The sequence below is a fragment of the Staphylococcus sp. KUGN1 genome (genome assembly GCF_045984185.1).
GTDB classification, from domain to species: domain Bacteria; phylum Bacillota; class Bacilli; order Staphylococcales; family Staphylococcaceae; genus Staphylococcus; species Staphylococcus warneri_A.
Window position 1 is genome coordinate 946,096 of record NZ_JBJQIL010000001.1, and the last position, 13,998, is coordinate 960,093.

Sequence of the window (13,998 nt, forward strand, 5' to 3'; positions counted from 1 at the left end):
TATTATATGACCATAAGTTTTCTTTATCATATAATATAACAATCATATATCTTTTTATAGAATTGAGGTTTTAATCTTGAGTACAAAACAAAAACATATACCTTGTTTAATTACAATTTTCGGAGCAACTGGTGATTTAAGTCATCGAAAATTGTTCCCGTCCATTTTCCACCTTTTTCAACAAGATAACTTAGATGAACATATTGCTATTATTGGAATTGGTCGCCGTGATATTAGTAACGATATGTTCCGTGAGCAAGTTAAAGCGTCAATCCAATCACATGTTAATGAAACACATAAAATTGATGAATTCATGGAACATGTGTTTTATCACAAGCATGATGTAAGTGACGAAGAAAGTTATCAATCATTATTAGAGTTTAGTAATCAGTTAGATACTCAATTCGGTTTAAAAGGTAATCGTCTGTTCTATCTTGCTATGGCACCACAATTCTTTGGTGTTATCTCAGATTATTTAAAATCTTCTGGCTTAACTAATACCTCAGGCTTTAAACGCCTAGTTATAGAAAAACCATTTGGCAGTGACTTGAAATCAGCTGAATCATTAAATAATCAAATAAGACGTTCATTTAAAGAAGAAGAAATTTATCGTATCGATCATTATTTAGGAAAAGATATGGTTCAAAATATTGAAGTGCTACGTTTTGCTAATGCCATGTTCGAACCGCTATGGAATAATAAATACATTTCTAATATCCAAGTTACATCCTCTGAAGTTTTAGGTGTGGAAGATCGTGGTGGTTATTATGAATCTAGCGGTGCATTAAAAGATATGGTTCAAAACCATATGTTACAAATGGTTGCTTTATTAGCAATGGAAGCCCCTATTAGCTTAAATAGTGAAGATATTAGAGCTGAAAAGGTTAAAGTATTAAAATCTTTACGTCAATTACGTCCGCAAGATGTGAGAAAGAACTTTGTTCGTGGACAATATGATCGAGGTGTCATTGAAGGACAAGAAGTGAAATCATATCGTGAAGAAGATCGAGTTGCTGAAGATTCAATAACACCTACGTTTGTGTCTGGTAAATTAACAATTGATAATTTTAGATGGGCAGGTGTACCATTCTATATTCGAACTGGTAAACGAATGAAGTCTAAAACGATTCAAGTGGTAGTTGAATTTAAAGAAGTACCTATGAACTTATATTATCAAACAGATAAATTACTAGATTCTAATTTATTAGTCATTAATATTCAACCAAATGAAGGTGTATCACTTCACTTAAATGCTAAGAAAAATATTCAAGTTATTGATACTGAACCAGTACAATTATCATATGCAATGGGAGCACAAGATAAAATGAATACTGTCGACGCATATGAAAATCTATTATTTGATTGTCTTAAAGGTGATGCTACTAACTTTACACATTGGGAAGAATTAAAATCAACTTGGAAATTTGTTGATGCGATTCAAGAACAATGGAATATGGTAGAACCAGACTTCCCTAACTATACATCTGGCACAAACGGTCCGTTAGAAAGCGACTTGTTATTAAGTAGAGATGGTAATCACTGGTGGGACGATATTCAATAATATGTTGTAACTCAATGGATGATTAAATAAATCAAATAGTGAATGATTATATGGTATTTGAAATGATAATGATATTGAAACGCATAGGTGTGTTCAATATCATTACATTTAGTACCTGTAGTCGTTCACTTTTTTTAATTAATTCATTTATTGCTATGCTTTCAGGTGTATATTTAGACAAAATAATGTAGAATAAAAGTTAATGATTGAAAATAATTGGAGTGAATATTTTGGACGTTATCAAGCAAATACAACAGGCAATTGTTTATATCGAAGACCGTCTACTTGAGCCGTTTAATTTGCAAGAATTAAGTGATTACGTTGGTCTCTCTCCCTTTCACCTTGAACAATCATTTAAAATGATTGTAGGTCTTTCACCAGAGGCGTATGCAAGAGCTAGAAAACTGACACTAGCTGCTATAGACGTCAAACATAGTGCGAGTCGTTTGGTAGACGTTGCTAAGAAGTATAGATATGCAAATTCGAATGATTTTGCAAATGATTTTAGTGACTTTCATGGCGTTTCACCAATACAAGCATCAACTAAAAAAGATGAACTTAAAATGCAAGAACGCATTTATATAAAATTGACAACAACAGAGAGAGCGCCTTATCCCTATCGACTAGAAGAAACGGATGACATCTCTTTAGTTGGTTATGCAAGATATATCGATGCAAAGGATTTGTCAAACCCTTTTAATGTGCCTGACTTTTTAGAAGATTTGCTATTAGATGGTCATTTAAAAGAGTTACGACGTTATAATGATATAAGTCCATTTGAATTATTTGTTATAAGTTGTCCTTTAGATTCTGGGTTAGAAATTTTCGTAGGTGTACCGAGTGAGCGTTATCCAGCTCATTTAGAAAGTAGATTTCTACCTGGTAGACACTATGCTAAGTTTAATTTACAAGGGGAAATTGATTATACGGTAAATGAGGCTTGGTATTATATCGAAACAAGTTTACAGTTGACGTTACCTTATGAAAGAAATAGTTTATATGTAGAAGTATATCCTTTAGAAATTTCATTTGATGATCCTTTTACAAAAATTCAATTATGGTTACCTGTTGAGCAAGAGCATTATAATAATGAAAATTAGACATAAAAAAATCATGCCTACAAAAATGACATTTAGTCATATTTGTAGGCATGATTTTTTTTGAATTATAACTTTAGTACAAAAGCTTCATAAGGCTCGATTTGTTTTATATTAATTTCTTTCTTATAGTTGTGAAGTAATGTTTCTAAACGATCTACATCAAGATCTATATTTAATTGGCTCACTTTATCAGTTAAATTACCCACGATTAATACCTTCTCATTGTTAAGCGTTCTTGAATAAGCAAAGATATTAGGGTTATCAGCATCCACTAAATCAAATTGACCATAAGTATAAATATCAGCAGATTTTTTTAATTGAATTAGAGATTTGTAAAAATTTAGTACAGAATTCGCATCCTCTTGTTGGTCAGCCACGTTAATCTCTTTATAGTTAGTATTTACTGGGAACCATGGTTGACCATCTGTAAAGCCTGCGTTTTTTTCGTTATTCCATTGCATAGGCGTACGAGCATTGTCTCTGTTTTCCATTTTATATTTATCCAATAATTGATTGACGTCACCACCTTGTTCTTTAACGATTTGATATTCATTTTTAACTGCCACATCGTTAAATGTTTCAATACTATCAAATGGATAATTTGTCATACCAATTTCTTGTCCTTGATATATAAATGGTGTACCTTGTTGTAAGAAATACACGACTGCGTGACTTGTAGCTGATTCATACCAATAATCTGTGTCATTCCCCCATGTTGACACACGTCTTGGTTGGTCATGATTTTCAATAAATAGTGCGTTCCAGCCTACGCCTTCTAGGCGTTTTTGCCATCGATTTAGTACATTTTTATATGCGCTGACATCAAATTGAGAATCTCCAGTACTCCAAAGTCCTAAATGTTCAAATTGGAAAATCATATTAAATTTACCATTTTTTTCTCCGACCCATTCATCAGCATCGTCAGGTGTCACACCATTAGCTTCACCAACAGTCATAATATCATAGTTAGACAATGATTGATCTTTCATTTCTTGTAACCAATCTTGGATACCGGGTTGATTCATATCGACGTCAAATGCAGGTGCGTATGTTTTACCATTTGGTACAGGTAAATCACCTGCTTCAAACGTTTTCTTAATATGTGTAATTGCATCCACTCTGAACCCATCAATACCCTTATCAAACCACCAATTCATCATATCGAATACAGCTTTTCTAACGTCTTTATTATTCCAATTTAAATCTGGTTGTTTTTTACTAAACAAATGGAAATAATATTGACCTGTTTTGGCATCATATTCCCATGTTGAACCATTAAAAATACTTTCCCAGTTATTAGGTTCCGAGCCATCAGGTTTTGGATCTTCCCAAATATACCAGTCACGTTTAGGATTATCTTTACTTGATCTTGATTCGATAAACCATGGATGTTCATCAGAAGTATGATTTACAACTAAATCTAGTATTAATTTCATTCCACGTTGATGAACACCTTCTAACAATTGATCAAAGTCATTCATTGTACCAAATTCGGCCATAATCGCTTGATAGTCACTTATATCATAGCCATTGTCATCATTTGGAGATTTGTACATTGGACTCAACCAAATTACATCTATACCTAAATCTTTTAAGTAATCTAATTTTTCAATCACACCGGGTAAATCCCCTATACCATCGTTGTTACTATCATTAAAACTTCTCGGATAAACTTGATATGCAACGGCTTCTTTCCACCAATTTTTAGTCATCTTAAGTACACCTCTAATATATATTGTTAATTAATGAAACCGGTTTCTTTATCAATTATTTTATCGATAAAATGAGCAAGGGTCAAAATTTTTGATGTGAAAATAAAATAAAATAACTTAAAAAAACGCCTTACACTTTCGTGTAAGACGTTTTAAATCAAATATGAGTATTACTCTTCAACCCATTGTGTATGGAACACACCTTCACGGTCTTTACGTTCATAAGTATGTGCACCGAAATAGTCACGTTGAGCTTGAATAAGATTTGCTGGTAAATCTTCAGAACGATAACTATCATAATAGTTCACACTGGCAGAGAATCCTGGTGTTGGTACACCGTTTTTAACGCCTGTTGCTACAACATCTCTTAACGCATCTTGGTAATCTGTAACAATATTTTTGAAATATGGATCTAATAATAAGTTTTCAAGTTCAGGATTATTATCATAAGCATCTTTAATTTTTTGTAAGAATTGTGCACGAATGATACAACCTTCACGCCATATCATTGCAAGCTCACCTAATTTTAAGTTCCATTCGTGGTCTTCGCTTGCTTTTCTCATTTGAGCAAAGCCTTGAGCGTATGAACAAATCTTACTCATATATAATGCTTTTCTGATTTTTTCTAAGAATTCTTCTTTATTACCATCAAATGATGCTTGCGGTCCATTTAATGATTTAGAGGCATTAACACGTTCTGCTTTAATTGATGAAATGAAACGTGCAAATACTGATTCAGTGATAATTGTTAATGGAATTCCTAATTCTAAAGCATTAATAGAAGTCCATTTACCTGTACCTTTTTGACCAGCAGTATCTAATATTTTTTCTACTAATGGTTCGTTGTTTTCATCTAGTTTAGTGAAAATATCGCCAGTAATTTCTATTAAGTAACTTTCAAGTTCTCCAGCATTCCAGTCTTTGAAAGTTTGAGAAATTTCAGTATGACTCATACCTAATAAGTCTTTCATCATTGCATAACTTTCTGCAATTAATTGCATATCTGCGTATTCAATACCGTTATGAACCATTTTTACATAATGGCCTGCACCATTTGGTCCAATGTAAGTTACGCAAGATGCACCATCTTGAGCTTTTGCTGCAATGGCATCTAAGATATCACTGACTTTATTATAAGCAGCTTCTTGACCACCAGGCATTAAAGAAGGACCAGTTAAAGCACCTACTTCACCACCTGAAACGCCCATACCGATGAAATTAACGCCACTTTCAGCTAATGCTTTATTTCGACGAATTGTATCTTGATAGTTTGTATTACCACCATCAATTAAAATATCATCATCATCTAATAAAGGTAATAAACCATCTATTGTTGCATCAGTAGCAGGACCAGCTTTAACCATTAATAAAATTTTACGGGGTTTTTCTAATGAATTAACAAATTCTTCTAAAGAATATGTTGGGTGGATACTTTTACCTTTTGATTCTTCCACCATTTCATCCGTTTTTTGTCTAGAACGATTATAAACAGATACACTATAACCACGTGATTCAATATTCCATGCAAGGTTTTTACCCATTACGGCTAAACCTACTACACCTATTTGTTGTGTCATATTACTTACCTCTCTTATTCGAATATTTCATTCATATTGTATCACAAAATGTGTACGTACTTCACTAAATTGGCCATGCTATTCTGCAACGAGCTCAATAATTTTTAAGACTTGACTAGTTAACATATTAAGATCTTTGACGGCAATTCTTTCACTTGTTGTATGGATATTTTCATAACCAACGCCTAAAATAACAGAAGGAATGCCATACGTATTAATGATACTACCATCTGAACCACCACCAGAGATTACTGTATCTCCTTTAAGACCTAGAGCAACTGCACTTTCTTTAGCTATTTTAGTCACTAATGCATCGTCCTCAATCTTAAATCCAGGATAGCTTTTTTCTATATCTACACGCGCTTGACCACCTAAATCTTTAGCGGTTTGTTCAAAGGTTTCTTTCATGTGTTGAACTTGTTTTTCAATACTTTGATCATTATGTGAGCGTGCCTCTGCTTCAATAACTACTTCGTCAGCTACAATGTTTGTTGCTGAGCCACCATGAAATTTCCCTATATTCGCAGTAGTTAATTCATCAATTTGACCTAGATGCATTTTGCTAATTGCTTTAGCAGCTATATTGATTGCACTAATACCTTCATTTGGTGTACTAGCATGTGCAGTTTTCCCATTAATTGTAGTATTAATCTTCATCTGAGTTGGTGCTCCGACAACAGTCGTACCAACCTCAACACTTGCATCAATAGCATATCCAAAGTCAGCATCTAATAAAGAGGTATCCAGAACTTGAGCGCCTAATAGACCTGATTCCTCCCCTACAGTAATCACAAATTGAATTTGTCCATGAGTTAAGTGTTGTTCATTAATAGTAGTAATTGCTTCAATAATAGCTGCTAGACCTGCTTTATCATCAGAACCCAAAATGGTCGAACCATCTGAATATATGTAACCATCTTCTGCCACATGAGGTTTGATATCAAGGCCTGGAACTACAGTATCCATATGACTTGTAAAATATAATTTAGGTACATCTTTATTTGAAATATTACTTGGCATCGTACAAATGAGATTGTTTGCCCCCAGACCATCTGTTTGACTTGCTTGGTCTTCTTCAACTTTTAAACCCAGTGATTCAAATTTTTCTTTTAAAATTGGTTGAATTTTCTCTTCATTACCTGTTTCTGAATTTATTTTTACTAAATCTAAAAATGTATTTAAGAGACGTTCTTTATTCATCGTCGTCATTCCCCCTTATTCATATAACTCCAGTTTAACTGAATTCTGAATATATCAAAAATAAATTGATTGCAATTCGGAATTAAATCATATAATGTTAATCTATACCTAGATTTTGTATTATGAATGACGTCTTAAATACGTTTTTATGTAATTGGAGGAACATCATATGACGAATAAAGTATTACGTGTAATTATAGTAGTGATGTTAGTAGCGGTAGTATTAGCCCTACTACTTACAAGTTTAGTCCCAATGTTGAACTAATCTTTGATATACTTAAAAAGCCAGAGGCATCTCTAATCGATGTCTCTGGCTTTTTTTACTTAAATTTTTTAAGCATAATTTTTAATTTCACTATGCAATTTTAATGATCCAAATTGAGATTTAATATTTAAATACTCTTCTAATTCATTTAATAATTGAATAATATTTGCGCGCGAATTTAAAGCTTGGTGTGAAGTAGGCAACGGTAATTCATCTAAAGATAATCTTATTTCATACAGTGAATGTAATCGTAAAGCAGTATAATCATTACTATTAACATTACTACCTATTTCAGAAAGTAATTGTGAAATACGATCTAATATTGGATCTTTAGTTTGTATATTTTCTATTAAAAATTTCATTCTTTTTAATAAATCTACTTGCTCTTCGCGCATATCAAAATAATGATAATATGAATTTTCATTTCTTACAAAGTGATTCTTAACATCTCTAAATGCTAGTGATTTAGCTTTTCTAAGGTTTAATGCAAGAGGCTCAAAAGTGATATTGAGTTTATGGTTATCCTGTTTACATGCATTTTCAAAAGCTATAAAAACGTCAGTAATTTGATGTTCTATATCATTTTTAAAGTGTTTTAAAGTTTTGTCTAAACTTGGCATAATCAAATTCATTATAAAGGCAATGCCGAGTCCAACAATTAACAACATCATTTCATTAAGAATCAGATGTCCATTGATTGCTTTAGCATTAAAAACGTGGAGTAATATTACACAACTTGTAATTACACCTTCTTGAGCATTTAATACAACTGTTAATGGAATAAATAATAATACAATTAATCCTAGCACGACGGCATGTTGTCCTAGTATTGAAAATATTGCTGATCCTAAAAATAGGATTAACAAACATGATACTAAGCGAGAGACAATCGCCGTTAGTGAATGCATTTTAGTATGTTTGATACAAAGTACAACAAGTATTGCACTTGAAGCATAGTTATCAAGGCCCAAAAGCTTACAAATTATAACACCTAATGTCATTCCTACTGCTGTCTTGAGTGTTCTAAATCCAATCTTATAAGGATTTAACTTGAGCATCTGACTATGACCTCTTATCTTTCTTCACAATATTGATCGAATAGGTTTTGTAATTGATTAATCACATTCATTACATCATGACCTTCAATTTGATGACGTTCAATCATCTCAGTAATCTTACCATCTTTAATCAGTGCGAATGAAGGACTTGATGGTGCATAACCTTCAAAATAATCTCTAGCTTGTTGCGTTGCTTCTTTGTCTTGTCCTGCAAATACAGTTACTAATCGATCTGGTAATTTATCATAATGTAGAGCATGTGCAGCTGCTGGACGTGCAATGCCACCTGCACAACCACAAACAGAGTTAACCATAACAAGTGTTGTACCATCTTGTTTTAATACTTTATCAACGTCTTCAGCTGACGTTAGTTGTTCATAACCAGCATCTTCAATTTCGTTTCTTGCTTGGTCTACGACACCGTTCATATATAAATCAAAGTTTAAATCCATAAGTTAGAATCACCTTTCGTTATTAATTTAACTGTCTTTATTTTACTAATTAAACGTTGATACTTCAACATGCATGATTATTGAAAATAAAATAGACATAAATACTTTCATCAATATAAAAGTATTTATGTCTATGAATAAAAAGTGTAATTAATATATATTAGTGTTCTCTACTGTGTATTGTTCTACGCGTTGTTTTATATGATTCATGAATTGGCCAGTTTGTAACCCATCTAAGATACGGTGGTCGATGGATATACAGAGATTAACCATACTTCGTATCGCTATCATATCATCGATAACTACAGGTTTTTTAACAACTGATTCAACTTGTAAAATAGCTGCTTGTGGATGGTTAATGATACCCATTGAAGATACAGAACCAAATGAACCTGTATTATTTACAGTAAATGTGCCACCTTGCATATCCTCTTGAGTTAATTGATTGTTTCTTGCTTTTTGAGCAAGTTCATTAATCTCACGAGCGATACCTTTAATTGATTTTTCATCAGCATGCTTAATGACTGGCACATACAATTTATTTTCATGTGCAACTGCAATGGAAATATTGATATCTTTATGAATGATAATTTCACTGCCATTCCAACTACTATTTAACATTGGGTAAGCTTTTAAAGCTTCTGCGACTGTTTTAACAAAGAAAGCAAAGAATGTAAGGTTATAGCCTTCATTATTTTTAAAGCTATTTTTATGATAGTTTCTAGTTTTAACTAAATTAGTAGCGTCAGCTTCAATCATCATCCAACCGTGTGGTATTTCAGTAGCGCTTGTTACCATGTTATTTGCAATCGCTTTTCGCACACCATTAACAGGTATCGTACTTTGGTCACCGGTCCATTGATGTTGTGCATCGTTTGACTCAGTTGTTACTTGTGGTTGAGCATTAGCAGATGATTGTGACGTGTTAGTCTGTGTTGGATGTGAATCTGCTGCATTGATAAATGCTAAGATATCTTTTTTAGTTACCCTGCCTTCGAATCCAGTTCCTGGAACTTGTGATAAATCAATTTGATTTTCAGAAGCTAATTTAAATACTACAGGTGAAAAACGACCATTATTTTTAGGTTGAGTCTCATTTTGAAGTTGAGTAGTATGATGATCTTTTTTGGATGTCTCTTCTTTTACATTCTGCTTTTGAGCGTTTGACGCATTTTGTTTATCGTCATTTGAATTTATTTCTGAAGAGTTTTCTTCAGGTGAATCAATTTTACAAATAACTGTATCGATTTCTACAGTTTCGCCTTCACTTACAGTTAATTCTGTAATCGTACCTGAAACGGTAGATGGTACTTCAGCCGTTACTTTATCTGTAATTACTTCACATAGTGGATCATATTCATCGACATGGTCACCTACAGATACTAGCCATTGCTCAATTGTACCTTCATGAACACTCTCGCCTAATTTTGGCATTTTAATATCCAATGTAAAGCCTCCTTAAAATTCTGCGAGTTCACGCATTTTTGCCTGTATTTTCTCAGGGTTCATCATTAATTCATTTTCTAAAACTGGTGAGAATGGCATTGAAGGAACATCAGCACCAGCTAAGCGCATAATCGGTGCATCTAATTCGAATAAGCAGTTTTCAGCGATAATAGCGGATACTTCTGACATAATGCTACCTTCTAAATTATCTTCAGTAACTAATAATACTTTTCCTGTCTTTTTAGCACGTTCGATAATAGTATCTTTATCTAACGGATAAACAGTTCTTAAGTCAACTACTTCAACGTTGATACCATCTTCTGCAAGAATATCAGCAACTTGTAGACAATAATTAACCATCAATCCATAACAAAATACTGTTATGTCATCGCCTTGACGCTTCACATCAGCTTTACCTAATGGAACTGTGTAGTAATCTTCTGGTACTTCTTCTTTTAAGAAGCGATATGCTTTTTTATGTTCAAAGTAAAGCACTGGATCGTTAGATTCTATTGAAGATAAAAGTAATCCTTTAGCGTCATATGGTGATGATGGAATAACAATCGTTAATCCCGGTGTTGAAGCAAAGATACTTTCAATACTTTGTGAATGATATAAGCCACCATGCACGCCACCACCAAATGGTGCTCTAATTGTAATTGGACATTGCCAATCGTTATTAGAACGATAACGCATTTTGGCTGCTTCACTAATAATCTGATTTGTCGCTGGTAAAATAAAATCTGCGAATTGTATTTCGGCAATAGGACGTTTGCCTAACATAGCTGCACCTATTGCAGTACCGACTATATTTGATTCAGCTAACGGTGTATCAATGACGCGTTCTTTACCATATTTACTTTGTAAACCTAAAGTAGCACCAAATACGCCACCTTTTTTACCAACGTCTTCACCAAGAATAAAAGTATTTTGGTCTTTTTCCATTGCTAAGTCTTGTGCTTGGTGAATGGCATCTAAGTAAGATAGCTTAGTCATGATTGATACTCCCTTCTTCTTCATAAACATAGGCATAAGCTTCTTCGACTGAAGGATATGGTGCTTCTTCTGCAGCTTTTGTAGCATGATTAATGATATCTTTATGTTCTTGTTCTATTTCAGTTAACCAAGCATCGTCAATGATACCTAAATCCAACAAATGATTTTTAAAGCGGATATTACAATCAGCTTCTTTTAAGCCGTCACGTTCTTCTTGCGTTCTATATTTATCATCATCGTCTGATGAATGTGCTGTCATACGAGTTGTGATTGCTTCAATTAACGTAGCACCTTCTCCATTAAGTGCTCTCTTTCTTGATTCTTTCATAGCTTTATACATTGCGATTGGATCATTACCATCAACTTGTACACCTTCCATGCCATAACCAATGGCACGATCTGATAAATTTTTAGCTGCATATTGTAATGAATCTGGTACTGAAATCGCATATTTATTATTAATAATGACACACACAAAAGGTAATTGATGTACGCCAGCAAAGTTCAAACCTTCATGAAAATCTCCTTGGTTAGAACTACCTTCACCAACTGTTGCAGTAGCGATATTGGGCTTTTTATCCATTTTTAATGCTAATGCTGCACCAACTGAATGTGGAATTTGAGTTGCTACTGGAGAACTTTGGGATAAAATACCCTTTTCTCTATGACTATAATGAGATGGCATTTGTTTACCACCTGAGTTAATATCGTCCCTTTTACCAAAAGAAGCTAACATAGTATCGAGAGGCGTCATACCCATGTATGTTACAAAAGCTAAATCTCTATAATATGGAGATGAAATATCACCTTGTTCCATAGCATAGGCCATACCTATTTGAGTTGCTTCTTGACCTTGACCACTGACAACAAAAGGAATTTTACCGGCTCTATTGAGCAACCAAAGTCTTTCGTCTAATTTACGTCCAAGATCCATCCATTTATACATATTTTTTAGGTCTTCTTCTGTAAGGCCTGCTGACTTATAGTCAATCATGTTATTTCCTCCTATTTAAACGTGAATTGCTCGATTTTCAATTTTTAGGCCAAGTTCCATCAATACTTCAGAAAGAGATGGATGAGCATGAGTAGTTAAACCTAATTCTAATGATGAGCCATTCATAAATTGTAATAATGATACTTCATTGATTAATTCAGTTACGTGTGGGCCAATCATATTGATTCCAATGATTTCATCTTGATCTTGATCAACAATCACTTCACAAAAGCCATTTTGAGGGCCAGTAGATTCTATCATTGCTTTACCAATTGCTTTAAATGAAACTTTATAATTTTTAGCATTGATAGTGTCCTGCTTAGCTTGTTCTAAGTTTTTACCTATTGAAGCTATTTCTGGATAAGTATAAATACATTTGGGCATTAAATTATAATTGATAGGTATTGGTGATTCGTCAAACATATGTTCAACTGCTGTGATACCTTCTTTTGAACCTACATGTGCTAACTGCAATTTACCAATACAATCACCTGCGGCATATATATGCTTATCTTCTGTTTGTTGGTATTGATTAGTGATAATATGACCTGATTGAGTCGTTTTCACTTTTGTATTTTGTAATCCTATATCAGACGTATTTGGTTTACGGCCGACTGATAACAAAATTTTATCTACAACGATTTGTTGATCATTGATATGAAGCGTTGCACCATTATTATCTTTGTTAACCTTTACACTTTGATCATCTAAGACAACATTTTCGAAGAATTTTGTTCCGCGATTTTCTAATTCTCGTTTAATTGTTTTGGCAATTTGAGTACTTTCATTTGGTAGAATGCGTTCATTAGCTTCAATAACAGTCACAGCAACACCTAAATCCGTTAAATATGAAGCGAATTCTAAACCAATGACACCACCGCCAATAATTGCGATACTATCTGGCAATATATCCATATTTAAAATATCATCACTAGATAAAATGACGTTATGATCAAATTTTAAGAATGGTAAAGATTGTGGCACAGAACCAGTAGCTATAAGTACGAATTGATTTGGAATCATTTCGTTTTCTCCATCTTCAAATTCTACCGATATCGTACCACTTTGTGGAGAAAATATAGATTCTCCTAGTATGCGCCCAGTACCGTTAAATACATCAATGTGATTCTGTTTCATTAAATGCTGAACACCTTGATACATTTGATTAACGATTTCATCTTTTCTTTCTAAAATGCGCTCATAATTCAAATTATACTCTGGAACATCAATACCAAATTGTTTCGCATTCTTTATAGTATGGACTACTTCTGCAGATTTTAATAATGATTTGGTAGGAATACATCCTTTATGTAAACACGTACCTCCTAATAGCGATCTTTCGACAATAGCAACTGTTTTGCCTAATTGTGAAGCACGTATTGCCGCTACATATCCTGCAGTACCTCCACCTAATACAACTAAATCATATTGCTTTTCAGACATATGCTTACTCCTAACTATATGTATAGAGAACATTAATAAAACTATGTTTATTAAAAATTCTCTGATAATTAAAGGTTATCTTTCTTTTCATCTTCAAAATTAATCAATACTATAATATTTTACATCAGTTAAAACATTTTCGAAATTCTAAATACTTCATTTTTTTGTATAAAAAGTGACTATTCAATACAACT

The 13,998-nt window shown here is 33.2% G+C and carries 11 protein-coding genes; 2 read left to right on the top strand and 9 right to left on the bottom strand.

What is annotated here, in order from left to right:
* Window positions 1-76 precede the first annotated feature (76 nt).
* Together zwf and ACJQQZ_RS04630 are read left to right on the top strand one after the other, a co-directional pair.
* The gene (gene zwf / locus ACJQQZ_RS04625) at window positions 77-1,561 is read left to right on the top strand and encodes a glucose-6-phosphate dehydrogenase (RefSeq protein WP_408023084.1); all 1,485 of its coding nucleotides are present in this window, start codon (window positions 77-79) and stop codon (window positions 1,559-1,561) included.
* A gap of 230 nt (window positions 1,562-1,791) precedes the next feature.
* Window positions 1,792-2,661, top strand: coding sequence for an AraC family transcriptional regulator (locus ACJQQZ_RS04630; protein ID WP_049425196.1), 870 nt, complete (start codon window positions 1,792-1,794; stop codon window positions 2,659-2,661).
* 65 nt (window positions 2,662-2,726) lie between these two features.
* On the opposite strand, the gene ACJQQZ_RS04635 is transcribed toward ACJQQZ_RS04630, so the two are convergent.
* From ACJQQZ_RS04635 to lpdA, 9 genes are all read right to left on the bottom strand, one after another.
* Window positions 2,727-4,373 carry a glycoside hydrolase family 13 protein gene (locus ACJQQZ_RS04635; protein WP_049425197.1) on the bottom strand — a complete coding sequence of 549 codons (1,647 nt, stop codon included), beginning with the start codon at window positions 4,371-4,373 and terminating at the stop codon, window positions 2,727-2,729.
* Between the two features lie 170 nt (window positions 4,374-4,543).
* Window positions 4,544-5,950, bottom strand: coding sequence for an NADP-dependent phosphogluconate dehydrogenase (gene gndA / locus ACJQQZ_RS04640; protein WP_049425198.1), 1,407 nt, complete (start codon window positions 5,948-5,950; stop codon window positions 4,544-4,546).
* A gap of 78 nt (window positions 5,951-6,028) precedes the next feature.
* A complete protein-coding gene (locus ACJQQZ_RS04645) occupies window positions 6,029-7,150 on the bottom strand; it encodes a M20/M25/M40 family metallo-hydrolase (RefSeq protein ID WP_002451923.1) in 1,122 nt (373 codons plus the stop codon).
* 333 nt (window positions 7,151-7,483) lie between these two features.
* The gene (locus tag ACJQQZ_RS04650; protein WP_002451922.1) at window positions 7,484-8,473 is read right to left on the bottom strand and encodes an aromatic acid exporter family protein; all 990 of its coding nucleotides are present in this window, start codon (window positions 8,471-8,473) and stop codon (window positions 7,484-7,486) included.
* Between the two features lie 14 nt (window positions 8,474-8,487).
* On the bottom strand, window positions 8,488-8,925 hold the full coding sequence (brxB, locus tag ACJQQZ_RS04655; RefSeq protein ID WP_002451921.1) for a bacilliredoxin BrxB: 438 nt from the start codon (window positions 8,923-8,925) through the stop codon (window positions 8,488-8,490).
* Between the two features lie 150 nt (window positions 8,926-9,075).
* Window positions 9,076-10,371 carry a dihydrolipoamide acetyltransferase family protein gene (locus ACJQQZ_RS04660; RefSeq protein WP_049425199.1) on the bottom strand — a complete coding sequence of 432 codons (1,296 nt, stop codon included), beginning with the start codon at window positions 10,369-10,371 and terminating at the stop codon, window positions 9,076-9,078.
* 12 nt (window positions 10,372-10,383) lie between these two features.
* Window positions 10,384-11,367 carry an alpha-ketoacid dehydrogenase subunit beta gene (locus ACJQQZ_RS04665; RefSeq protein WP_145505295.1) on the bottom strand — a complete coding sequence of 328 codons (984 nt, stop codon included), beginning with the start codon at window positions 11,365-11,367 and terminating at the stop codon, window positions 10,384-10,386.
* On the bottom strand, window positions 11,360-12,361 hold the full coding sequence (locus ACJQQZ_RS04670; protein WP_075777830.1) for a thiamine pyrophosphate-dependent dehydrogenase E1 component subunit alpha: 1,002 nt from the start codon (window positions 12,359-12,361) through the stop codon (window positions 11,360-11,362). Before ACJQQZ_RS04670 ends, ACJQQZ_RS04665 begins: the two co-directional genes overlap by 8 nt.
* Before the next feature lie 15 nt (window positions 12,362-12,376).
* The gene (lpdA, locus tag ACJQQZ_RS04675) at window positions 12,377-13,804 is read right to left on the bottom strand and encodes a dihydrolipoyl dehydrogenase (RefSeq protein ID WP_408023085.1); all 1,428 of its coding nucleotides are present in this window, start codon (window positions 13,802-13,804) and stop codon (window positions 12,377-12,379) included.
* Between the last annotated feature and the right edge of the window lie 194 nt (window positions 13,805-13,998).

What these genes read in the sequence shown, in the direction of transcription:
- gndA (WP_049425198.1), bottom strand. Translation starts at nt 5,950, where the DNA reads ATGACACAACAAATAGGTGTAGTAGGTTTAGCCGTAATGGGTAAAAAC.
- ACJQQZ_RS04665 (WP_145505295.1), bottom strand. Translation starts at nt 11,367, where the DNA reads ATGACTAAGCTATCTTACTTAGATGCCATTCACCAAGCACAAGACTTA.
- brxB (WP_002451921.1), bottom strand. Translation starts at nt 8,925, where the DNA reads ATGGATTTAAACTTTGATTTATATATGAACGGTGTCGTAGACCAAGCA.
- ACJQQZ_RS04650 (WP_002451922.1), bottom strand. Translation starts at nt 8,473, where the DNA reads ATGCTCAAGTTAAATCCTTATAAGATTGGATTTAGAACACTCAAGACA.
- ACJQQZ_RS04635 (WP_049425197.1), bottom strand. Translation starts at nt 4,373, where the DNA reads ATGACTAAAAATTGGTGGAAAGAAGCCGTTGCATATCAAGTTTATCCG.
- ACJQQZ_RS04645 (WP_002451923.1), bottom strand. Translation starts at nt 7,150, where the DNA reads ATGAATAAAGAACGTCTCTTAAATACATTTTTAGATTTAGTAAAAATA.
- ACJQQZ_RS04670 (WP_075777830.1), bottom strand. Translation starts at nt 12,361, where the DNA reads ATGATTGACTATAAGTCAGCAGGCCTTACAGAAGAAGACCTAAAAAAT.
- lpdA (WP_408023085.1), bottom strand. Translation starts at nt 13,804, where the DNA reads ATGTCTGAAAAGCAATATGATTTAGTTGTATTAGGTGGAGGTACTGCA.